The sequence below is a fragment of the Luteitalea pratensis genome (genome assembly GCF_001618865.1).
Classification (GTDB): Bacteria; Acidobacteriota; Vicinamibacteria; order Vicinamibacterales; family Vicinamibacteraceae; genus Luteitalea; species Luteitalea pratensis.
Genome location: NZ_CP015136.1, coordinates 3,498,965 through 3,520,675, shown reverse-complemented (window position 1 = coordinate 3,520,675; position 21,711 = coordinate 3,498,965). Strand labels below are relative to the sequence as shown.

Sequence of the window (21,711 nt, the reverse complement as noted above, 5' to 3'; positions counted from 1 at the left end):
CTAGTCGTGGGCGACGGTGGTCAGGGCCCCGCTCCTGGCAGATTCGTACAGCGCCTCGGCCAGGGCGATGCTGCGCCGACCTTCGCGCCCATCGCAGGCGGGCCGTCGCTTGTGCTGCAGGGCATCGACGAAATCCTCCACCACGCGACGATGCGGCGTCGCGTCGGCGACCACGGCCGTCGACGCGCTCTTCGTGGCGCTGGTCAGCGTGGTGCCGTCCTGGTGCCCACTCTTCAGGTCCCAGCTCGCGATCCGGTCGTGCTCGATCACCAGGGTGCCCTCGCTGCCGGTGATTTCGACACGGCGCGGGTAACCGGGCCACGCGGCCGTTGTCGCCTGGAGCGTGCCGACGGCGCCGGATGCAAAGACCATCGACGCGACCAGCGTGTCCTCCACGTCGATCGCATGCAGCACGGTCGCGGCACGTGCCTGGACCTCGGTCACGTCACCGAGCAGGTAGAGCAGCAGGTCGACGGTGTGAATCCCCTGGTTCATCAGCGCGCCACCACCGTCGAGCGACGGCGTGCCCCGCCAGGCCGCCGTCTTGTAGTACTCCGGCGCCCGGTACCACTTCACGCGGGCGTCCACGAGGAGCACACGACCGAGTCGCCCTGACGCGATGGCCTCGCGCGCCTCCTGAAATGCCGGCGTGCATCGATCCTGGAAGAAGATACCGAGCGACACGCCCGCGCGTTCGGCGGCGGCGATGGCCGTGTCCACGCGCTCGAGCGTCACGTCGAGCGGCTTCTCGCACAGCACATGGCAGCCGCGCGAGGCGGCAAGCGCAATCTCGTCGGCATGCACACCCGAGGGCGTGCCGATGCAAACGATGTCGAGGGGGGTCTGGCCGAGGAGCGACTCGAGCGACGCCGCACTGATGAGGCCGTCACGAGCGGCGAGGGCGCCCACCTTCGTCGCATTCGGGCCACACACGCCGACGGGCTGGAGACCGGGCACGCCCTGCACGGCCCGGATGTGTGTGTCGGTGATGTTGCCGCCGCCGGTGAATCCCACGCGCATCGTCACCGATGGCTCCGCTGCTCGATCGCACTCAAATGACGCGAGCATATGACACGCGCCGGGCGCGTACAACCCGGCAGAGAGGAGCGGGCGGGTAGGGACGCCTCTCCGAGGCGTCCATCGCCACGCAGGGTCGTGCGGTGGAGGAGTTGGACCGCTCGGAGAGCGGTCCCTACCTGGTCCACTCGAAGACAGCGCGCTGGCTCGACAGCCTGGCTCTCAGCGCCGCTGGCGGCACGGCCTGGACCGGGATGTCGGCATCGATCGCCATCTTCGCGGCCACCCCGGCGGCGTGGCCGATGATCATGTACTGCGGCTCCATGCGCAGCGTCGAGTAGGCGACGTGCGAGGCCGAGAATGCCACCGGCACCAGCAGGTTGGTGGCCTCGGTACGGCGCGGCAGCATTACGCGATACGGAATCTGGTAGGGCGTCACCGATACCTGCATGTCGCCTTCGTTCTCGGCAAATCCCTCGGCGTTGACGATGCGCTGGATGTTGTGGGAGTCGCTGTTGTACGAGCCCATGCCGATCGCGTCGCGCTTGGTGAGTTCGGTCTGGATGTCCTTCTGTGAGACGACGAACTCCCCGACCATGCGACGCGCTTCACGCACGTAGAGCTGGTGGGGCCAGTGCTCCGTGTCGACGAACTCGTCCTTGCAGAGGCCCCACGGCGTCATCGCCGCCTGCAGCGCCGCGGGCACGAGCGGATCGTGCTGCAGGAAATACAGGAAGCCCTGGACGTAATCGACGTGCGCCTGCCAGATGCGTGCGCGGGTCGCGTAATCACCCTCCGCGTAGGCATAGTTACCGCCGATGTAATCGGTCGAGAACGCGCCGTTGTTGTTGGTGTCGGTCTTGCCGTTCGGAATCGGATCCGGCTTCATCACATCCCACAACGTCCACGGCTGGGTCAGCCGGCTCTTCGGGTCGCCGCGGCGTTCCGCGCCGGCCGGATCGGAGGCGGCGGCCTTCTTGATCGCGTCCATGGCCGCCAGCATCTTCGCCAGCACCGCAAATCGACCAGGGCTGTAGCCGTTCGGCATCGGGAACGGCACGCGGTTGTCCTCGCGTTGCGTCATGCACACGCGGAAGTTGTAGGCCTGCAGCTTGGTGTCGGCGGTGCCTGCCGACGACCGCTGCTCGCCTGACACCTCCGGCAGCAATGCGCCGGACGCGTCGCGCGCCGGGATGTTCACCTGGAACTGGTGCAGCGGCGTCCGATCGCGGACGCCGGCCAGCGACTCGCCATACCTGTCGCTTCCCTCGCGTCCGAACGTATAGGACACGCCGGCCTGTGCCATCAGGTCCCCTTCGTAGGTCGCGTCGGCAAAGACCCTGGCACGGAAGGTCGCGCCGTTCTCCATGTGGATGGCCACGACGCGCAGCCCGTCCTTGGTGACCCCCGTCTTCTCGACCAGCCGATGCCGGAAGAACACGCGCACGCCCGCCTCGGCGACCCACTCGTGGAAGATGTTCTCGGCGACATGCGGCTCGAGATACCACTGGATCGGCACGCCGTATTTCTTGCCGGCGCGCTCGTAGAACTCGAGCGCGTACCCGCCGATGACCTCCTTCTTGCCGAAGTCGGTCCAGCCCAGGCCGCCCGAGACCATCCCGCCGAGGTGATCGCGCGGCTCGAGCAACGCCACCGAGGCACCCTCGCGCGCCGCGGCGATGGCCATGACGACGCCGCCGGCAGTGCCGCCGTAGACCACGACGTCGAACGTGTTGGGGGCGGGCTGCGCGATGGCGGCCGACGAAGTGACGAGAATGGCGAGCGTGCCGAGAAGTGTGTGTCTCATGAGATTGGTAGGGACCGCTCTCCGAGCGGTCCAGACCCTCGCTCTCCGAGCGGTCTAGAACCTCGCTCTCCGAGCGGTCCAGAACCTCGGGACGCACCTCGACCGGTGCCGTGGAGGCCCCAGGCGCCTGGAGCTGCGGAGATGGACGCCTCGGAGAGGCGTCCGGAGTTGCGGAGATGGACGCCTCGGAGAGGCGTCCCTACCTGATCGACAGTGTCGTCTCCTTCGCGAACCCGTGCTTGTGGAGCCACAGGCTGCCCATCACCGGCCAGGTGCCGATGGGCCCTTCCTTTTCGCCGAGACCGAAGCCGTGGCGCCCCCCTTCGTAGAGGTGCAACTCGAGGTCGACACCGGCCTTGCGGAGGGCCTGCACGAACAGCAGGCTGTTCTCCGGGGGCACCCCGGTGTCGGCGGTCGTGTGGACCATGAACACTGGCGGCGTCCGACTCGTCACGCGGAGCTCGGACGACATCGCCGCCATCTGCTCGGGCGTCGCGTCGGCGCCGAGCAGGTTCGTGCGGGATCCCTTGTGGACCACCGCTTCGTCGGTGAACGTGATGACGGGATAGATCAGGATGGCCAGGTCGGGCCGACTGCTCACCCGCTCGATCACGTCGGTGGCGCTCGGATCACCCTCGGTGAACTGTGTCGCCGCGCTGCTGGCGAGATGCCCGCCGGCCGAGAAGCCCAGGATGCCGACGCGACCGTCCAGGCCCCAGTCCTTGCGGTGCGCCCGCACGTATCGGATCGCGCGCAACGCATCGAACAGCGGCGCCGGATGCCGATATGGGGACACGCGATACCGCGCCACGAATGCGGTCACGCCGACGGAGGCGAGCCACCTCGCCACCGGCTCCCCTTCATGCGCCGCCCGCCCGCGATAGCCACCGCCCGGCAACACGACGAACGCGGCTCCGGTCGCCGTCCCCGGTGCCGGCTGGTACACCGTCAGTGCCGGCGTGTCTTCGACGCCGGTCCCGTTGGCCAGGGGCACGGGACCGGACCACAGCGGCAACTCGGTGCCCGTGGCGGGTAGTTGCGCGGCGGCAGGCGTGGACATGGCGAGCGCGATGAGGACAGCAGCAGGCAAGCGGTGGTGCATGGCGGCGTGGAGGAATCGGGGACGGAGGTTCAGCGTTCGACGTTGCGTATCAGGATCAAGCGTTCAGCGTTCAACGTTCAGCCCGGCTCCGCCTCTGGGCTTCGGCGCGGCAGGCGTTCGGAGTGGTGCGTGTTATAGCATGCAGCCGGTTCGGGCATCCGGTTCCGGTACCCGGCACCCGGTACCCGGTACCCGGTACCCGGTACCCGATCGTGATCTCCTATGACCTACCTCCTTGGCATCGACGTCGGTACCGGCGGCACGCGCGCCCTCATCCTGGACGAGTCGGGCACCGTGATCGCGTCTGCGACCTCTGACCACGCGCCATTCGCGTCACCGCACACAGGCTGGGCGGAACAGGATCCCGACGACTGGTGGCGCGCCTGTCGGCAGGCGGTGCCTCGCGCGCTCGAGCAGGCCGGCCTTCAGGCATCCGATATCGTCGCCATCGGGCTGAGTGGGCAGATGCACGGCGCTACCCTGCTCGACACTGCGGGCGCGGTCGTCCGGCCTGCCCTGATCTGGTGCGACCAGCGTACGCAGGCAGAGTGCGACCAACTCACCGAGCGGATCGGCGCGGCGCGCCTGATCGAGTTGACGAGTAACCCGGCGCTGACGGGCTTCACGCTGCCGAAGCTGCTGTGGGTCCGACGAACCGAGCCTGACGCCTGGGCCCGCGTCCGCCACGTGCTCCTGCCCAAGGACTACATTCGATTCCGCCTGACCGGGCGGATGGCCACCGACGTCGCCGACGCATCGGGCACGCTGCTCTTCGACGTAGCGCGACGAACCTGGTCCAGCGAGATGCTCGCGGCCACGAGCTTGCCGGCCTCGCTGTTGCCGGAAGCGTTCGAAGGTCCCCAGGTGACCGGCTCACTGACCGCCGAAGGCGCGGCCGCTGTCGGGTTGCTCGCCGGGACACCCGTCGTCGCCGGTGGCGGCGACCAGGCTGCCGGCGCCGTCGGCATGGGCATCGTCCGCGCCGGCGCCGTCTGCGCCACGATCGGCACCTCCGGCGTCGTGTTCGCCGCGACGGACCGGCCGGCACTGGATCCGAGTGGACGCGTCCACACCTTCTGCCATGCCGTCCCGGGACGATGGCACGTGATGGGCGTCACCCAGGCGGCGGGGTTGTCGCTGCGCTGGTTCAGGGATCGCTTCGGCTCGGGCGGCAGCGATGGCCGCGACCCGTACGAACGACTGACCGACGAGGCGTTGGCGGTGCCGCCGGGCGCCGACGGCGTGCTGTGGGCGCCGTACCTGATGGGCGAACGGACGCCGCACCTCGATGCCTCGGCGCGTGCGGCGCTGATCGGCCTGGCGGCCTCGCACACACGCGGGCACGTCATCCGGGCCATCCTCGAAGGCGTCGCCTTCAGCTTGCAGGACAGCTTCACCATCCTCCGGGAGATGCAGGTGCCCGTGGAGGCAATCCGCCTCGGTGGCGGTGGCGCGCGATCAGCCCTGTGGCGGCAGGTGCAGGCCGACGTCTACGGCCAGTCGGTGCAAACGGTGGCTGCCGAGGAAGGTGCAGCCTGCGGCGCCGGTCTCCTTGCCGGTGTCGGCGTCGGTTTGTGGCCGGACGTCGACACGGCCTGCGACCGCGTCGTGCGCGTCACCAGCGAAGTGACGCCAGGCGAAGGGGCGGCCGTGCTGGCCCGTCAGTACCTCGCTTACCGCGCCCTGTACCCGGCGCTGAAGCAGGTACAGGCACTCCTGATGCCTCAAGCCTCAAGCCTCCAGCCTCCAGCCTCCAGCCTCCAGCCTCAAGCCTCAAGCTTGAGACCTGAGCCCTGAGCCGGTTTAAATTTGGCCCGTAATGAGACGAAGGGGCTCCAGTGATCTACACTGCAGCCCCTAACTCTCTTTCCGGAGACCTGCCGCGTGTCAGACGCCTACCAACCTCAACCTGCCCACAAATTCACGTTCGGCCTCTGGACCATCAGCAACCGCGGTCGGGATCCCTTCGGCGAGCCCGTCCGCGACCCGTTGCCCCCGAACGACGCCGTCGCGATGCTCGGCGACGTGGGCGCCTGGGGCGTCAACCTGCACGACAACGACCTCGTCCCCATCGACGCGACCGCCGCGGAACGCGACCGGATTGTCCGCGAGTTCAAGGCCGCGATGCAGCAGCACGGCGTGGTGTGCCCGATGGCCACGGTCAGCCTGTTCACCGACCCGATCTTCAAGGACGGCGCCTTCACCGCCAACGACCCGCAGGTGCGGGCCTACGCCGTGCAGAAGACGATGGGTGCGATGGACCTCGGCGCCGAACTCGGCGCCACGATCTTCGTCCTGTGGGGGGGCCGCGAGGGCACCGAAACCGACGCCTGCCGGCGCCCGGACGACGCCGTGAAGCGCTTGCGGGAAGCGGTGAACTACCTGTGCGAGTACAACATCGCCCAGGGCTACCAGTACCGGTTTGCGATGGAGGCCAAGCCCAACGAGCCGCGCGGGGACATCTACATGTCCACCACGGGCAGCTACCTCGGCTTCATCCCCACGCTCGACCATCCGGACATGGTGGGCGTCAACCCTGAGGTCGCGCACGAGACGATGGCCGGCCTGAACTTCACGCACGCCGTCGGCCAGGCGTGGGACGCGGGCAAGCTGTTCCACATCGACCTGAACGATCAGAATCCCGGCCGCTACGACCAGGACTTCCGCTTCGGCGCCGCCAACCCGCGGGCCGCCTTCTTCCTGGTGAAATTCCTCGAGGACGTCGGCTACGCCGGGCCGCGTCATTTCGATGCGCATGCGTACCGCACCGAGGACTACGAGGGGGTCAAGGCCTTCGCCCGCGGCTGCATGCGCACCTACCTGATCCTCAAGGAGAAGGCCGCGCGCTGGAATGCCGACGCCGAGATCCAGGCGATCGTCAAGGCCGCCCATGGCGACGGTGCCAACCTCGGGCCGTTCAGCGCCGATAGCGCCCGCGCACTTGCCAACCGCGAGTTCGATCGCAAGGCCATCGCGGCGCCGGGACTGGCCTACGAGCAGCTCGATCAGCTGACGACCGAAATCCTCCTCGGCGTCAGATAGTTTCCGTCGTCGTGCACGGACCGCCGGGCGGCGGTCCGTGTTCGTCAACCCTCCTGAAAGCCCCTCCCGTCGACCTGACTTGTCCACCGTAGCCTTGGCGAAGGTGGAAGGTCGACGGCCACACGAAAACAAACGGCGAGCGCAGCGAATCTGCCATGCGCAGGCGTCGAGCTTGCTCGACGCTGCGTTTGCGCCGTTCGTGCACTGTCTCGCCATCACACTGACCGTCGACCAAGGTCGACGGCTACGAACCGGGCGTCCTGCGGTACCGGCACCCGGTACCCGGCACCCGGCACCCGGTCCGTCGTCGGCCTAGGGCACCGGGTAGATGCCGCCGCCGAGGTGTAGCGTCATTCCGGCTGACGCCATGAACGTGGCACCGCGCTGCGCGTTCAGCACGATACCGTCGCGCAGCCAGATGGCTCGCACGTCGCCACGAATGGCGAGGCGCCGCATGAAGCCGGATCCAGTCGACAGACGCATCAGGACGCCGCCGCCGCCCTGCGCGAGCCACCCTGTCTCCGCGGTTGCCCGCGTGTCGTCGAGCTGTCGGAGGTAGCCGGCACCCGCCATCACGAACGGCGCCAGCCGCCGGCCGCTCCGTGTCCAGCGGTATTGCAGCGAGCCGTCCACGGTCACCTGCGTGAGCTTCGAGATTGCCGTGACGTCTGGCGCCCCTTCGATGTCCGAGGCGATGTCCACCGTGAAGTCCGGCCGCGCGTAGCTCCCCCCGCCTTCGCCCCACACGTTGCGCCCGAGCCTCACACCGACGCGCGCTTCAATCAGCGGTGCGGCTTCGATACGTGCGCTGGTCGTGAACAGCGCCGTCATGCCACTGGTGGGTATCTGGTTGGTGAGCATCTCGGCCTTGCCGTCGCCAAGGTCGCCGCCGCCGAACAGGCCACCGAGCACGCTCACCTCGAGCCAGCCGGGACGCACCTCCGAGATCGCGTTGTCGGACGGAGACGATGCAGCGCCTGGCTCGCTCACCGGTGCCTGCGGGTCCTGGGCCCACGCAGGTGTCACGCACGCGAGGGCTACGAAGGCGCACCCGATACAGCACCGTAGCCGGCTCGCCTGCCATGTCACTTGGCCACCACCTGGACATCCACGTCGGGAATGTTCCCGCCACGCGGCACGAAGACCGCCCGGGCCGAGAAGGCGACGCGGAAGTTCAGGTCGACCTGATTGCTCTCGATGAAAGTCGAGACGTCGCCATCGTCGAGCGGCTCGACGCGCAGGACCACGGGGCCCGGCTCCAGGCCGGCAAGGACGAACGCGCCCGAGTCGTCGAGCGTGAAGGTGCCGACGAGCGCGCCGCTGCGCAGGTGCATCGCCACCACGTGCGCGCCGAACACGCCAAGGCCGTTCTTGGTGACCCGGCCGGACACACTGCCGGTGGACTCGCGGAACGAGCCGTCAGGGTAGATGTCGGACGCACCCGCGATGTCGTCGGGCTGCAGGCGACGACCGTCGATGTTGCCCGGCGAGAACGCGATCGGGAACATCACCGCCCCGGACGACAACACGCGACGGCCACTGCCCACCACTTCGGTCTCACCGAGAGCGGAATGGCCGAGGCCGAGCAGGTGGCCGATTTCGTGCGTGGCAATCGTCTCGAGGTCGAAGCGGCCCGCCTGTCCCGCCGACGCAACCGACCACGGGAACGCGGCGTTGAAGAAGACGTCGGCCTCGAGCAGCGTGCCGCTGGCGACGTCGATGGTGTAGCTGGTAGCCCCAAGCGTGCGATCGAGTTCCGGGCGCTCGGCGAATGCGAGCAACGTGACGCCGTCGTTGTCGGATGGCGGTCGATCGGTCACGCCGGCGTTGGTGAAACGCACCGCCGATGTCGGCACCGCTTCCCAGGTTCCGAAAGCGCGAACGATTGCGTCTCGGAACTCGCCCGCCGACACACCGCCGCCGCCGCGCGTGCCGACGAAATAGGGCACCGGGCGGCCGTCGGGCCACTTGAGTACGACCGACTGCCCCGCGATCGTGTACCCGAACTTCAGGTAGGCCGACGTCGGTACGGCCGACAGCAGCGCGAGCAGCGCGACGATGGGAACGATGCGCGCACGACGAATCATCGTGCGCCTTCCGTGCCCGCGATCGATCGGACATCGCCTTCGAGTTCCGCGATCCGCCGCGGGGCCCGCGTGACGTCGCCGCGCGCACCTTGCATACGCGCCGGCGCCAGCACGCGCGCGGTGCCATCGGCGCCCGTCACGGCGGCGAGGGCACCCTGGTGCAACCCGAGCACGCTGTAGCCGCCACGCGGGTGGGTCACGAGGAACATCACCAGCCGATCGCCGTCATGCACCACCGGCACGCCGGCCACGCGGGTTTCAGTCGGCCCCAGTCGTCCGCCCGCGAGGCGCACGAACACGGTGCGCTCCGCGCCGCCCTTCCAGGTCGACATGACCTGCAATTGCACGACACGCTCGACGCCGTCCGGACCTGGCATCGTCCTGATGTCGATGACGGTGACGTCGGCAACGAGGTCTGCCGCCTCGGTCAACTGCGCGAGGGAGAGCGGCACGACGACCGAGGCCGACACAGGACGACGGCTCGCGCACAGCATCAGCAGCAGGACGGCAATCGAAACGAAACGGTGACGGGTGAAACACATCAGAGGCACGAATTTCCTAGTCCCGGGCGTTCGGTGTGGAGGCGTGCGCGGCGGCGAGTGCGAGCACGGCCGTCGCGGCACGGTCAGAGGCGCCTGGTCCCCCAAGTGCCTGCACGACCCGGGCCAACTCGGCACGGACGCGGTCGGCGTACGCGTGGTCGCGCAGGAATCGCAGCGCTTCCTCGCTGACGCGCTGTGCCGTGAAATCGGCCTGGATCAATTCCGGCACGATGCGCCGGCCGGCGATGAGATTGACCATGCCGAACGTATCGACCTTGACGAACGGCCGGCCCAATCGGTACGTGAGTGGCGACAGCCGGTAGACGATCACCATCGGCTTGCCGTGCAGCGCCGTCTGCACCGTGGCGGTGCCCGAGGCGGTGATCACGAGATCGCTGGCGGCGAGCACGGCGTCGGTGTCGCCTTCGTGCACGCCGATCGGCAGGTGACTGCGCAGCACTGCCTCGAAGTGGTGAGCGTGCAACCCCGGCGCACGTGCGATGAGGAACTGCAGGTCGGGTTCCTCGGAACGCATGCGTACACACGCCTCGAGCATCGTCGGGAGCGTGCTCGCGACTTCGTTGTGGCGGCTGCCGGGCAGGAGTGCCACCGTCGGTGCCGCCTGCGACAGGCCGTGACGGGTCAGGATGGTGGCGCGCGGCGCGTGCCGGTCGATCATGTCGATGAGGGGATGGCCGACGAACTCGGCCGGAACGCCTGCCCGCTCGTACAGGGACTGCTCGAAGGGAAAGATCACCAGCACGCGATCCGCGAAGCGCTTGATGACCTGCATGCGTCCTGGCCGCCAGGCCCAGAGTTGCGGCCCGATGTAATACACGACGGGAATGCCGCGTGCGTGGAGCGCCTGCCCGAGCCGGAAATTGAAGTCGGCGAAGTCGATGGCGACGAAGACGTCCGGGCGCTGGCGCTCCGCTTCCGCAACCAGGTGCCGGTACATGCGCCAGGTGCGCGGCAGCGTGCGCAACACCTCGAAGAGGCCGGTCACGGCCAGGCCCTCGTACGAGCCGAGGAGCCGCCCGCCCGCGCCGGCGAGGCGGGGGCCGCCGAAACCGAAGACGTCGACGTCCGGCTGCTGGCGGCGGAGAGCCGTCGCCAGCGCACCTGCGTACAGGTCACCTGACGGCTCCCCGCACGAGATCATCACGCCCGCCATCCGCGGGTCAGCGCCCGGGAGCCTGGGACGGCACGGCGACCTTGCGGCGCAGGGACGGGCTGGTCAGGTCGAGATCCGCCAGCGGCAGCACTTCGACGTTGTCCACACCCACCGCCTTGAGCTGCGGCAGCACCTGCCGGGCGTCGCCGACCAGCACGATCGACAGCCGGCCCGGCTTCACGAACTGCTTCGCCACGCGCTGGATGTCGGCGCTGGTCACCGCGTTGATGCGGTCGCGATAGGTCGCGAGCTCCTTCACGTCGAGGTCGAAGAACAGGAGGTTCAGCACCTGCAGCGCGATGTCGTCGGCAGTCTCGATGCTGAGCGGGAAGCTGCCGGCCAGGTACGCCTGCGCCCCCATCAACTCGCGGTCGCCGACAGGCTCACGGACCAGCCGCCAGAATTCGTCGACGGTGAGCCGCAGCGCTTCGCCGGTCGTGGACGTCTGCGTATCGGTCTCGGCGATGATCGAGCCGGTGAGCTTGTAGGCGTCCATGTCGGCCGACGCGCCGTAGGTCAGGCCCTTCTCCGAGCGCAAGACGTTCTGCAGGCGATTGGCACCCTCGCCGCCGAGGATCTTCGTCGCCAGGTTCAGCGCCATGTAATCGGGGTGATTCCGCTGGATCGCGACGTGCCCGGCGCGGATCTCCGTCTGGATCGAGTTCGGCCGGTCGACGAGCACGACCCGTCGCGTCGGCTCGGGCACTTCGGCGGGTGGCATCGCCGGAGGATCGTGTGGCTGCCAATCGCCAAAGGCACGTGTCACGCCGGCGAACGCCTCTTCGACGTTGACGTCGCCGACCACTGCCAGCAGGGCGTTGTTGGGCGAGAACCACGCCTTGTGGAACTGCACGAGGTCATTGCGCGTGACGCTCGTGAGCGATTCCGGCGTGCCGTTGCCCGGCAATCCGTACGGATGGAACCCGTACACCAGGCGATCGATCACGGCATCGGCGACGAACTCGGGATCCTGCATGTTGACCGACATCGCCGAGAGCGCCTGCGTGCGCACGCGGTCGAGTTCCTCCTGCGGGAACGATGGTGTGCGCACCACGTCGGCCATGAGGTCCAGCGCGAAGTCGAAGCGGTCCTTCAGGACGAGGATGTTCGCGTACGAAAGGTCGGTGCCGGCCCCGGATCCGAGCGCCCCGCCCACGTAGTCGATGATGTCGGAGATCTGCTCGGACGACTGCCTGGCAGTGCCCTGATCCAGGAGACCGCCGACCATCGCCGCCACACCGGGCTTGCCGGCTGGATCCTGCGCCGACCCGGCCTTGACGAGCATGCGCAGGCTCACCGCCGGCTGCTCGTGCTGCGAGACCACGACCACGCGCAGCCCGTTGGGGAGGGTCCGGATTTCGTAGGGCGGAATCTTGACGTCGTGCGCCTCGAGGGGCCGTGGCGGCCGCTCCTGCGCGCACAGCGGCGAGGTCACCGCGACCAGGATCGCCACCGCGGCCAGCCACAGGGTCTGCATCGATCGCACGATCACTACTGCCCCCCGGCGGGGCGCTGCCCGCGTGGCATCACCGTGAGCACCATCCGGCTCTGCGGCGTGAAATAGGTCTTCGCCACGCGCTGCACCTCGGCGGCCGTCATGTTCTGGAAGATGTCGAACTCCCCGTCCGCGGTGCCGATATCGCCCTTGTGGAGGACGACGGCGTGCGCGAGGATGGTGGCCTTGTTCTGTACGGTTTGACGTCCGAGCACGTAATCACGCGCGAACTGATTCTTGCTGCGTTCGAGCTCGCGCGCGGTGATCGGCTCGGTCACGAGCCTGTCCATTTCCTCGATCAGCGCCTTGGTCACCTGCTCGGGCGTGTGCCCCGGTGCGACGATGGCCACGGTGTAGAACAGGTTCGGGTTCTCGATCAGGTTCGCCTGCCCGAATGCCGAGAGTGCCAGTCGCTCCTTGTAGACCAGCCGCTGGTAGATGCGCGAACTGGTGCCATCGGAGAGCACCTTCGCGGCGATGTGCAGCGGGTAGGAGTCGGGGTTGCCGTCGTAGGTGATCGGGTAGGCGACGACCACCGCCGGCAGCGGCCAGTCCTCCTCGATCGTGACGCGTAACTCCCTGGTCCGCGCCGGCTCCTGCGGGATGTTGCGCGGCACGACGCCGGCCGGCTTGGGAACCTTGCTGAACTCGCGGTCGACGAGGCCCCTGGCGACGGCCGGGTCGAAGTCGCCCGCGATCACCAGCGTCGCGTTGTCCGGCCGGTAATAGTTGCGGTGGAACTCTCGCACGTCCTCGATGCTCGCGGCCTCGAGGTCGGCCATGCTGCCGATGATAGGGTGCTTGTAAGGGTGCGTCGTGAACGCGCTGTCGTAGATGATCTCGGAGAGGCGACCGTACGGCTGGTTCTCCACCCGCTGCCGGCGTTCCTCCTTGACCACTTGCCGCTCGGTCTTGAACGTCGCGTCCTCGATGCGGAGCGACGCCATCCGATCCGCCTCGAGCCACAGGGTGAGTGGCAGGTACTGCTCCGGAACGGTTTGCCAGAAGACCGTCGTGTCCTCGGTGGTGTAGGCGTTGCTCTGCCCACCGACCGACGCGATGTACGAGGTGTGCGCCTCGGGCTGCACATTCTTGCTGCCCTTGAACATCATGTGCTCGAACAGGTGCGCGAAACCGGTGCGACCGGTCTTCTCGTCCTTCGATCCCACGTGGTACCAGAGCGTCACGTGGACGATCGGCGTCGAGTGATCCTCGAGCAGGATGACCCGCAGCCCGTTGGGCAGCGTGTAGTCGTCGAACTTGAACGCCGTTGGCCTGACGGATGTGGCAGCGGTAGGTGCCTCGAAGGCTCCCGCCACGATGCCGACGGCCAGCGCGGCGGCCGCAACAGGCCGGGCGAGCATGCGTGTCATTGCAGTGATTATGGCAGGCCGTGCCCCTGCCTCCAACGAAATGGGGCGAGGGCTCAGGGCAGGGCCTCGCCGGCAGGCTCGTCCGGTGCGTCGGGCCCGGGCGACGCTGCCTCGAGTGCCGCGAGCCGCCGCTGCAACTCGTGGACCTGCCTGCGAAGTGCGGGCAGGTACCGAAAGACGGCCGATGCCTTGAGCCAGTCCCGGTTGTCGAAGGCCGGAGATCCGGAGACAAACGCCTTGTCCGGCAGCGAGTTGTGGATGCCGGTCTGCGCCGTGACACGGACGCCCTTGCCCAGCGTGAGGTGACCGGCCACGCCAACCTGCCCCGCCAGGATCGTGCCCGCGCCGACGGTGGTGCTGCCGGCGATACCGACCTGCGATACCAGGATCACACGCTCGCCGAGTTGGACGCCGTGGCCGATCTGCACCAGGTTGTCGATCTTCGTCCCGGCCCCGATCACGGTCGACCCGATCGGCGGCCGGTCGATCGCCGTCGACACGCCGATTTCCACGTCATTGCCGACGACCACCGTCCCGACCTGCGGGATCTTGACCATCTGCCCGGTCGAGTCCGCCGCGAACCCGAAGCCGTCGCTGCCGATGACGGCGTGATCCTGCACGACCACGCGGTGGCCGAGCGTGACGCGCTCCCGCACGCTGACGTGCGGGTGCAGCAGGCAATCATCGCCGATCACCGCCCCGTCGCCGATCGTGACGTGCGCCCGCACCACCGTGCGCGCGCCGATCACCACGCCGGCGCCGACGCATGCGTAAGGACCGATGGACACGTCAGGGCCGAGCACCGCCGAGGCCTCGACCACGGCCGTCACATGGACGCCAACGGGTGGCAGAGCCTGTGGATGGAGCAGCGCCAGGGCGCGCGCAAACGCGACGTACGGTTCCATGGTCCGCAGCGCCGCCACCGGCACGGCGACATCGTCGGCGGCAATCACCGCGGACGCCCGCGTCGCCGCGAGCGCCTTGGCGTACCTGGGATTGTTGAAGAAGGCGACGTCGCCGGGGGCCGCGGATTCGAGCGACGCAACGCGGGTAATCTGCAGGTCACCGTCGCCCTCGAGACGGCAGCCGAGGAGATCGGCAAGTTCACGCAGCGTCAAGGCAGGCGGAGTGTACCATGCGCCTTCGCGCTTCGCGCTTCGGCGCACAGGTGCGTGGCGCTACGGCGTCGCGACACAGGTGCGTGGTGCTACGGCGTCGCGACACAGGTGCATGGTGCTACGGCGTCGCGAGAGGGTCAGGCACCATCCGTGCGACAAACAGCGGCAGGTCCTCGAGCCGGAGCCGCATCGCGATGTCGAGCACCAGGGGCTCGCGTGCCTCACCCGACAGCTGCAGTGCGCCGCGCAGTTCCGACAGGGGCGGGCTGGCGGTCATGTGCCAGATCATGGTGCCCAACCCGTGCCGAGCACCGCGCCACGAGAGGTAGCGAGCGACGACGAAGAAGCCGAGGAAGTAGGCGAGCACGTTCGGGCCGGGAACGATGGCAAGGGCGCCAGACGCAATGAAGAGAACGGTGGTGATGACCAGCCAGATGACGTGCCGGTCGCCATCCTTGCGCAACGACGCCCGCATCACCTGCAGGGCCTGCTCGGCGGTCACGTCGTCGGGATGATGCAAGGTCGCGTGGGCGTGCTTGCGCAGGTGCCAGAGCAGGCGCTGCTCGTTGATGTGCTCCGCGATGGTCCGCAGGACCCGCTGCTGCAACCGTCCGAGTCGGGTCGCCGCCACCGGCGTCTCCTCGCCGCGCGCCCGCTTGCGTCGGTCCTCTTCGGCATCGGCCAGCATCTGGCGGAACATGTCCAGCAACCGGCGAAACAACCCGCGATCCTCATGTGAAGGGACCGCCGCCGCGTCCTCGGCGGGCTCGCAATAGGGCTCGAGGCGGCCCCCGCCGATGGGAATGAGGTAGACGTCGAACATTGATCCGTACCTGTCCTACGATAGCACCCGGGATCTGGTTCAGTCCGGCCCGTCGTGCCCGTGGATACCTCGAGCGTGTCCCTTCCGTTTACCCTATCGGCATGACGGCAACATTCCTGCTCTGGTTGGCGATGGTGACAAGCGGGGTCGTGCAGACGGCCCTGCCGCTGTCGCTCCACATTCGCGTGTTCCGCGGGCAGGCGGAGGTCACCCGGGAGACGACCGTGACCGTGTACCCGGCCGGCGCGCGAACCAACGGCCAGCCGGCACCGGTCGCGGACGGCGGCGAGCGACGGCTGCCGCTGGCCGCGGGCCAGTACGACCTGCAGCTCGTGCAGCAGCAGGACGGCAAGGTCAGCGGCATCGTATGGACAACACTCCGCCTCCTGGTGGACTACCCGGGTGAAGGGGGACACCACCTCGAGGTCCTCAATTTCGAGAAGGAGTGGGGTGCGCTCGAGGTACGCGCTCAGGGTCCGCATCAGTCGGGACAGGTCGGATGGCGGACACGCCTCCTGCGCAAGGACGGCACCGAGGTCGCCCGGGGGGTGGACGGTGAGGGCTACCAGCTCGTCGTCGCCCCGGCCGGCACGTACGACCTGGTGGTCGAGGGCGGTGCCGCACCTGTCCGCATTGCGGACGTCGACGTGAAGGCCAACCTCACGTACGTGCGGACGTTTTAGGGTCGGGTGCCGGGTTCCGGGTTCCGGGTTCCGGGTTCCGGGTGCCGGGCGGGCCGCATAGTCCAGCTGCGGCGTTCAGCGTTCGGTTCAGTCATCGTAGCCGTCGACCTTCAGGTCGACGGGCTGCCGAAAGCCTCAGCATTCGGCGTTGCTCTAAGGTGTCGCCGTTGCCGGGCGCGGTGCACGCTTGCGCTGCGGGCCCCGCGGCGGGCGCGGCTTGGAGAGATCCGGCTTCCCCGCCGTTTCCCACGCGCCGATGATGTGTGCCGCCACCGAGGCGATCGCGGCGTTGACACGCTGCTCCAGGATCGGGCCGGCGCCGCCTTCGGCAAAGCGCGTGAAGTACCCTGCATCGTAGAGATCGCCGGTGCCGATCGCCTGGCGATCGGCCTCGAGGACCTTCGTTGCCAACGCCGCGCCTTCGATCAGCGAGGCAAACGCCGCCTGCCGCGCGTCGGTCACGGGTGCCATCGACGGCGGGGCGATCTTGAGCGTCGGCTTGAGCTGCGAGAACAACTCCGATTCGAAGCGGCTGTGAATCCCGAGCTGCCCGGTGACCTGTCCGTCGTAGTTGACGACCGCGTGGAACGGCACGTAGGAATCGCCGATGTAGTGGCTCATCACCGACGCGAAGAACACCACGTTGTCGACCGCATAGCCCGGCCCATCGGGGCGAGCCAGTTGCTCGAACGTGCGTCGCAGCCGGCCGTGCATCTCGGCGACGCGCCACGGCAGTGTGCCTTCCTGGTTGACCTTCTCCGGACCGAACTTGGTCACGGCCTCGTCGTAGGCCCGCGGGAGCGCGTCGAAGGGCGCTGCCCCGTACGCATCGAGGTCGAGGAAATGGCGCGGCGGCTCATCGTCTGCGCCGACGTTGCGCCACAGGTCCGGATCGATCGCGTGCTCGATGAACGCACTCCGCTGTCGCTCGAACAGTTCGCGCAGGCCAGGCGGCAGCAACGCGATCACCTGATCGGCGATGAACTTGTGCGCTTCGAAGCCCCACGCCTGGCTCTCGACGGGAGCGAGGAGCAGCGCAAGAGGAAGCACGGCGAGCGACAGCCGGACACCGCGTCGGTTCAGCACGACGGCATTGTACGAGTTTGCTCAGCCGACGGCCCACTCCCGACACCCGGTTCCCGTTTCCCGTTTCCCGTTCCCCGTTCCCCGTTCCCCGGCACCCGAATCCCTGTCCGCCCCGATTCGCTAAGATGACGACGATGGCTCGCTTCAGTCCCGAGGAGATCGACCGTATCGCCGCGCTCGCCCAGCTCCGGCTCACCGACGAGGCCAGGACCCGCCTTGGCGCCGATCTGGAACAGATCCTGGATTACGTCGATCGGCTGCAGGCCGTGCCGACCGACGGGGTCCCCCTCACCGCCCACATCGTGGAAGGCGCCGGAGACCTGCGTGCCGACGAGCCACGGCCCTCGCTCGACGTCCGCGACGCGCTCGCCAACGCCACCGACGCCAACGAGAAGGCCGGCTTGTTCCGCGTGCCACGGGTGATCGGCGCATGAGCGTCGTCGACCTGCTTCCGACCGGCACGGCCGCCGCTGCGCGCGCTTGCGAGGCCGCCATCACGGCGCTCGCCGAGGCCGGGCGGCTGAATGCCGTCCTGACCGTCACCACGGAGCGTGCGCGCGAGCGCGCCGCGGCCGTGGACGCCCTCGATGACCAGGAACGCGCGAGGCTCCCGCTGGCTGGCGTGCCCGTGGCGATCAAGGACAACATCTGCGCGCGCGGCACGCGCACCACCGCCGGCTCGCGCATCCTCGATCGCTTCATCGCGCCATATGACGCAACCGTCGTCGAGCGACTCGACGCGGCTGGCGCGGTGATCGTCGCCAAGACCAACTGCGACGAGTTCGCGATGGGGTCGTCGAACGAGAACTCCGCCTACGGTGCGGTCCTCAACCCCTGGGACGAGACCCGCACGCCCGGGGGCTCGAGCGGGGGATCCGCGGCGCTCGTGGCGGCCGGCGCGGTACCGGTGGCGCTCGGATCGGACACCGGCGGCTCCATCAGGCAGCCTGCCTCGTTCTGCGGCATCGTCGGCATGAAGCCCACGTACGGTCGCGTCTCGCGCTACGGCCTCGTGGCGTACGGATCCTCGCTCGATCAGATCGGACCGCTGACACGCACCGTGCGCCAGGCCGGGCACGTCCTCGCCGCACTGGCTGGACCAGACCCGCGCGACGCGACCACCGTGACCATGCCGCCGTTCGAGGTGCCGTCCACCGACGCATCGCTGCAGGGGCTGCGCATCGGCGTGCCACGCGCCCTGCTCGCCGACGGGGTGGACGACGACGTGCGGACGGCGGTGGAGCGCGCCCTCGCCGTGATGGTGGGTGGGGGCGCGACGCTGCACGACATCGAACTGCCGCATGCGGCCCACGCCATCCCGACCTACTACCTCGTGGCCACGGCGGAAGCGAGCGCCAACCTTGCGCGTTACGACGGTGTCCGTTTCGGCTACCGCGCGCCGGCCAGCGATTACACCGACCTCGCTTCGATGTACGCGGCTTCACGCAGCACCGGATTTGGCGCCGAAGTCATGCGCCGCATCCTGCTCGGCACCTACGTGCTCAGCGCCGGCTATTACGACGCCTACTACCGCAAGGCCCAGCAGGTCCGCACGCTCATCACCCGCGACTACGAACGCGCCTTCGCGTCGGTGGATGTCGTCGTCATGCCGACGGCGCCGACCACCGCGTTCCGGCTTGGCGAGAAAGTGGAGGACCCGTTGCAGATGTACCTGGCCGACGTCTTCACGGTCAGCGCCAACCTGTCGGGACTGCCGGCGATCAGCGTGCCCTGCGGCATCGATGGCCAGGGCCTCCCGGTCGGCTTGCAGATGACGGCGCCCGCTTTCGACGAGACGACGCTGCTGCGTGGCGCGGCGGCCTACGAAGACGCACGCGGCGCGTTCCCCACGCCGCGCTGATCCATCCACCTGGGGAGGACCACGCCCATGTGCCGCAACATCAAGACGCTGTTCAATTTCGATCCGCCGGCGACCGACGACGAGGTTCGTGCGTCGGCGCTGCAGTTTGTCCGCAAGCTGAGTGGGTTCACCAAGCCGTCGCAGGCCAACGCCGAGGCCTTCGACAAGGCGGTGCAGGACGTGACCGACGCGGCGCGGGTGTTGATCGCGTCGTTGTCGACGAGCGCGACCCCGAAGGACCGCGGCGTCGAGGCCGAGAAGTTGCGGCAGCGGTCGCGCGAACGTTTCAGCCGGGCCTAAGAGGCCTTACACCGCGGCCAGGGCCGTCGTGCCCTTCACGGCGACCCACACCAGCCCGGCAACGAGCAGGAACGGCACGAGCGGTATGGCGACGACGGCCAGGAGCGCCACCAGACCCACGCCACCGACCACGAGGGCCACGAGCAGGCCGACCACCAGGCCGAGCGTCCCGAACACCAATCCGAAGACGAGGCCGAACAGCCCGAAGACGAGACCGAACAGCGCCTTGAGCAACATCAGCGGCAGGAAGACGACCCACAGCACCGCGCGCAGCGCCGCCCACGCCAAGGCCAGCCCCGTCACCACCAGCATCGCCACCATCGCGAATCCCATCACGAACAGCGTCGTCATCGGCTCTCCTCTTGCCGGAGTTTGACGAGTGGGATGCACCCGGGGTTCGGCCGGACGTGCGCTATCGTCTAGCCGTGCCCCCCGACGCGGACCTGCTCGCGCGGCTCGACGCGCTGGCCGAGTTGCTGCCCCTGCTCTCGGGGGCGTTGGACATCCGTGAGGTGTTCCCGCATTTGTCTCGGGTCACCTGCCGGGTGCTGCCGCACGACGCGCTGGCGCTCGCGCTGCTCGCGCCCGACCGGGAATCGCTGTTTGTCCACGCCCTGACGACCGAAGTCGACTTTCAACGCCCCGATCGCATCCAGGTGCCGCAGGAAGCCCGGCACCTGTTCGAGGTGCCGTGGGACTACCTCCTGTGCGACGACATGGCGACCGACCCGGTCATGCGGCAGATCCCGGCCGTGGTTGCCGGCCTGCACGGGTCGCTGCGCGTTCCGCTGCGTCGGAACGGACAGGTCTTCGGCGGGCTCAACTTCATGTCGAGGGCCCAGGGTGGCTTCACGGCGCAGGACGCGCCGGTGGCAATCCGGGTGGCGGCGTACGTGGCGCTCGCGCTGGCACACAAGGATCTCGCCGACGAGGCGGCACGCGCCGCGGAGGTGCGCGAGCGCGCGACGGCGCTCGAGCAACGTGTGCGTTCGCTGACCGACCAGTTGTCGGTCCTCGGGCATGGCTCGCCACGACGGATGGTGGGTGTGTCGGCAGCGTGGCGGCAGGCGGTAGGCGAAGCCGCCCAGGTCGCGGCGACCGACACGACCGTACTCCTCACGGGAGAGTCCGGCACGGGCAAGGAAGTGCTTGCGCGCTTCATCCATGGCGCGTCCCCGCGGGCCGCCGGACCGTTCCTGGCGATCAACTGTGCCGCCCTGCCCGAGTCGCTGATCGAGTCGGAACTGTTCGGGCATGAAAAGGGCGCCTTCACGGGCGCCACGCAGACGAGGGCCGGCCTCATCGAGCGCGCGGCCGGCGGCGTGCTGCTGCTCGACGAGGTCGGCGAACTGTCGCCCGGCGCGCAGGCCAAGCTGCTGCGGGTGCTCCAGGAGCGAGAGTTCCAGCGCGTCGGCGCGTCGCGGGTGCTGCGCGCAGACGTGCGCGTGATCGCCGCGACGCATCGTCACCTGCGCACGATGGTCGACCGCGGCACGTTCCGCGAGGACCTGTTCTATCGGCTGCATATCTTCGTCATCGCCCTGCCGCCTCTGCGTGAGCGTCCCGATGACGTGCTGCCCCTGGCCGAAGTGCTGCTCGAGGACATCGGGCGGCAGTTGGGACGGCGTGGCGCCGGGCTGTCGCGCGAGGCAGCCCCCCGACTGCTGGCTTACCCATGGCCTGGCAACGTGCGCGAACTCCGTAACGTGCTCGAGCGTGCCGCGATCCTCGCCGGCGGCGGACTGATCACCTCCGAGCATCTCGCTCTCCCGGCGCCGGCGCCCCCGCAGTCGTCCGGCGCGTCGGACCCGGCCACGGCCCCGCGCCGGATCGGGTTGCCGGCCGGGACTGAACGCCGCCAGACACTCCCGGATGTCGAGCGCGAGATGGTCGAAAACGCCCTGGTTGGAGCGCGATACAACAAGTCCGAGGCAGCGAGGGCACTGGGCCTGACGCGCGCCCAGTTCTACGTCCGCCTCAAACGCCACGGCCTCGCGATATAAAACGCCTCGCGCCGGCGCAGGGACCCAGTCGAACTCTACACACTGCGCATTTATCGACATCTTGCTCATAAGGGAACGCTCTGCTTGGCCGTTTATCTAGCCTGTGCAGGCAACGCTTTTCTAAATAAAGGTCGCCCTCACAGACAGATACGTGGATTCCACGCGAGTCCGTGGCCATTGGCGTGCCGCTTGCTCCCT

The 21,711-nt window shown here is 68.5% G+C and carries 20 protein-coding genes; 7 read left to right on the top strand and 13 right to left on the bottom strand.

Annotated elements, in window-relative coordinates:
* The 3 genes from LuPra_RS14465 to LuPra_RS14455 all read right to left on the bottom strand — a co-directional run bounded on the left by LuPra_RS14465 (position 1) and on the right by LuPra_RS14455 (position 3,926).
* Positions 1-1,020 carry a Gfo/Idh/MocA family protein gene (locus tag LuPra_RS14465; RefSeq protein WP_234800937.1) on the bottom strand — a complete coding sequence of 340 codons (1,020 nt, stop codon included), beginning with the start codon at positions 1,018-1,020 and terminating at the stop codon, positions 1-3.
* Positions 1,021-1,192: 172 nt separating this feature from the next.
* Positions 1,193-2,824, bottom strand: a complete 1,632-nt coding sequence (locus tag LuPra_RS14460; protein ID WP_110171405.1) for an FAD-dependent oxidoreductase — start codon at positions 2,822-2,824, stop codon at positions 1,193-1,195.
* A 199-nt stretch (positions 2,825-3,023) separates the two neighbouring features.
* Positions 3,024-3,926, bottom strand: coding sequence for an alpha/beta hydrolase (locus tag LuPra_RS14455; protein WP_234800885.1), 903 nt, complete (start codon positions 3,924-3,926; stop codon positions 3,024-3,026).
* A gap of 222 nt (positions 3,927-4,148) precedes the next feature.
* Between LuPra_RS14455 and xylB the strand changes: the two genes are divergently transcribed.
* Positions 4,149-5,723, top strand: coding sequence for a xylulokinase (xylB, locus tag LuPra_RS14450; RefSeq protein WP_110171404.1), 1,575 nt, complete (start codon positions 4,149-4,151; stop codon positions 5,721-5,723).
* A gap of 87 nt (positions 5,724-5,810) precedes the next feature.
* The gene (gene xylA, locus LuPra_RS14445) at positions 5,811-6,968 is read left to right on the top strand and encodes a xylose isomerase (protein ID WP_110171403.1); all 1,158 of its coding nucleotides are present in this window, start codon (positions 5,811-5,813) and stop codon (positions 6,966-6,968) included.
* Between the two features lie 312 nt (positions 6,969-7,280).
* Here xylA and LuPra_RS14440 read toward each other — a convergent pair whose 3' ends face one another.
* The 8 genes from LuPra_RS14440 to LuPra_RS14405 all read right to left on the bottom strand — a co-directional run bounded on the left by LuPra_RS14440 (position 7,281) and on the right by LuPra_RS14405 (position 15,580).
* Positions 7,281-7,994 carry a hypothetical protein gene (locus LuPra_RS14440; protein WP_157899193.1) on the bottom strand — a complete coding sequence of 238 codons (714 nt, stop codon included), beginning with the start codon at positions 7,992-7,994 and terminating at the stop codon, positions 7,281-7,283.
* A gap of 59 nt (positions 7,995-8,053) precedes the next feature.
* Entirely contained in the window at positions 8,054-9,055 is a 1,002-nt protein-coding gene (locus LuPra_RS14435) for a matrixin family metalloprotease (protein WP_110171401.1), read from the bottom strand.
* Positions 9,052-9,606, bottom strand: coding sequence for a hypothetical protein (locus tag LuPra_RS14430; protein ID WP_157899192.1), 555 nt, complete (start codon positions 9,604-9,606; stop codon positions 9,052-9,054). Before LuPra_RS14430 ends, LuPra_RS14435 begins: the two co-directional genes overlap by 4 nt.
* A 7-nt stretch (positions 9,607-9,613) precedes the next feature.
* Positions 9,614-10,759, bottom strand: a complete 1,146-nt coding sequence (gene lpxB, locus LuPra_RS14425) for a lipid-A-disaccharide synthase (RefSeq protein WP_234800936.1) — start codon at positions 10,757-10,759, stop codon at positions 9,614-9,616.
* 19 nt (positions 10,760-10,778) lie between these two features.
* Positions 10,779-12,263, bottom strand: coding sequence for a M16 family metallopeptidase (locus LuPra_RS14420; RefSeq protein ID WP_110171398.1), 1,485 nt, complete (start codon positions 12,261-12,263; stop codon positions 10,779-10,781).
* The gene (locus LuPra_RS14415) at positions 12,263-13,639 is read right to left on the bottom strand and encodes a M16 family metallopeptidase (RefSeq protein WP_110171397.1); all 1,377 of its coding nucleotides are present in this window, start codon (positions 13,637-13,639) and stop codon (positions 12,263-12,265) included. The genes LuPra_RS14420 and LuPra_RS14415 overlap by 1 nt, the downstream gene beginning before the upstream one ends.
* A gap of 53 nt (positions 13,640-13,692) precedes the next feature.
* The gene (lpxD, locus tag LuPra_RS14410) at positions 13,693-14,757 is read right to left on the bottom strand and encodes a UDP-3-O-(3-hydroxymyristoyl)glucosamine N-acyltransferase (RefSeq protein WP_110174683.1); all 1,065 of its coding nucleotides are present in this window, start codon (positions 14,755-14,757) and stop codon (positions 13,693-13,695) included.
* A gap of 118 nt (positions 14,758-14,875) precedes the next feature.
* Complete coding sequence (locus LuPra_RS14405; RefSeq protein ID WP_110171396.1) at positions 14,876-15,580, bottom strand: hypothetical protein; 705 nt, start codon at positions 15,578-15,580, stop codon at positions 14,876-14,878.
* 101 nt (positions 15,581-15,681) lie between these two features.
* On the opposite strand from LuPra_RS14405, the gene LuPra_RS14400 reads away from it, so the two are divergent.
* On the top strand, positions 15,682-16,263 hold the full coding sequence (locus tag LuPra_RS14400; RefSeq protein ID WP_110171395.1) for a hypothetical protein: 582 nt from the start codon (positions 15,682-15,684) through the stop codon (positions 16,261-16,263).
* A 153-nt stretch (positions 16,264-16,416) separates the two neighbouring features.
* On the opposite strand, the gene LuPra_RS14395 is transcribed toward LuPra_RS14400, so the two are convergent.
* Entirely contained in the window at positions 16,417-17,349 is a 933-nt protein-coding gene (locus LuPra_RS14395) for a phospholipase C/P1 nuclease family protein (RefSeq protein ID WP_110171394.1), read from the bottom strand.
* Positions 17,350-17,483: 134 nt separating this feature from the next.
* Between LuPra_RS14395 and gatC the strand changes: the two genes are divergently transcribed.
* Genes gatC through LuPra_RS14380 form a run of 3 tightly spaced genes read left to right on the top strand, consistent with a single transcriptional unit; the run spans position 17,484 to position 19,510 of the window.
* Entirely contained in the window at positions 17,484-17,783 is a 300-nt protein-coding gene (gatC, locus tag LuPra_RS14390; protein WP_157899190.1) for an Asp-tRNA(Asn)/Glu-tRNA(Gln) amidotransferase subunit GatC, read from the top strand.
* Positions 17,780-19,210 carry an Asp-tRNA(Asn)/Glu-tRNA(Gln) amidotransferase subunit GatA gene (gatA, locus tag LuPra_RS14385; protein WP_110171392.1) on the top strand — a complete coding sequence of 477 codons (1,431 nt, stop codon included), beginning with the start codon at positions 17,780-17,782 and terminating at the stop codon, positions 19,208-19,210. The genes gatC and gatA overlap by 4 nt, the downstream gene beginning before the upstream one ends.
* 27 nt (positions 19,211-19,237) lie before the next feature.
* Complete coding sequence (locus LuPra_RS14380) at positions 19,238-19,510, top strand: DUF2277 domain-containing protein (RefSeq protein WP_110171391.1); 273 nt, start codon at positions 19,238-19,240, stop codon at positions 19,508-19,510.
* 6 nt (positions 19,511-19,516) lie between these two features.
* On the opposite strand, the gene LuPra_RS14375 is transcribed toward LuPra_RS14380, so the two are convergent.
* On the bottom strand, positions 19,517-19,861 hold the full coding sequence (locus LuPra_RS14375; RefSeq protein ID WP_110171390.1) for a hypothetical protein: 345 nt from the start codon (positions 19,859-19,861) through the stop codon (positions 19,517-19,519).
* Positions 19,862-19,935: 74 nt separating this feature from the next.
* Here LuPra_RS14375 and LuPra_RS14370 point away from each other — a divergent pair, with 74 nt between their 5' ends.
* Entirely contained in the window at positions 19,936-21,513 is a 1,578-nt protein-coding gene (locus LuPra_RS14370) for a sigma-54-dependent Fis family transcriptional regulator (RefSeq protein ID WP_110171389.1), read from the top strand.
* The last annotated feature ends 198 nt before the right edge of the window (positions 21,514-21,711 follow it).

Excerpts from the sequence above, each read along its gene's own strand:
- LuPra_RS14415 (WP_110171397.1), bottom strand. The coding sequence starts at position 13,639 with ATGACACGCATGCTCGCCCGGCCTGTTGCGGCCGCCGCGCTGGCCGTC.
- LuPra_RS14380 (WP_110171391.1), top strand. The coding sequence starts at position 19,238 with ATGTGCCGCAACATCAAGACGCTGTTCAATTTCGATCCGCCGGCGACC.
- LuPra_RS14460 (WP_110171405.1), bottom strand. The coding sequence starts at position 2,824 with ATGAGACACACACTTCTCGGCACGCTCGCCATTCTCGTCACTTCGTCG.
- lpxB (WP_234800936.1), bottom strand. The coding sequence starts at position 10,759 with ATGATCTCGTGCGGGGAGCCGTCAGGTGACCTGTACGCAGGTGCGCTG.
- LuPra_RS14400 (WP_110171395.1), top strand. The coding sequence starts at position 15,682 with ATGACGGCAACATTCCTGCTCTGGTTGGCGATGGTGACAAGCGGGGTC.
- xylB (WP_110171404.1), top strand. The coding sequence starts at position 4,149 with ATGACCTACCTCCTTGGCATCGACGTCGGTACCGGCGGCACGCGCGCC.
- gatC (WP_157899190.1), top strand. The coding sequence starts at position 17,484 with ATGGCTCGCTTCAGTCCCGAGGAGATCGACCGTATCGCCGCGCTCGCC.
- LuPra_RS14405 (WP_110171396.1), bottom strand. The coding sequence starts at position 15,580 with ATGTTCGACGTCTACCTCATTCCCATCGGCGGGGGCCGCCTCGAGCCC.
- LuPra_RS14375 (WP_110171390.1), bottom strand. The coding sequence starts at position 19,861 with ATGACGACGCTGTTCGTGATGGGATTCGCGATGGTGGCGATGCTGGTG.
- LuPra_RS14465 (WP_234800937.1), bottom strand. The coding sequence starts at position 1,020 with ATGCGCGTGGGATTCACCGGCGGCGGCAACATCACCGACACACACATC.
- gatA (WP_110171392.1), top strand. The coding sequence starts at position 17,780 with ATGAGCGTCGTCGACCTGCTTCCGACCGGCACGGCCGCCGCTGCGCGC.
- LuPra_RS14455 (WP_234800885.1), bottom strand. The coding sequence starts at position 3,926 with ATGCACCACCGCTTGCCTGCTGCTGTCCTCATCGCGCTCGCCATGTCC.
- LuPra_RS14435 (WP_110171401.1), bottom strand. The coding sequence starts at position 9,055 with ATGATTCGTCGTGCGCGCATCGTTCCCATCGTCGCGCTGCTCGCGCTG.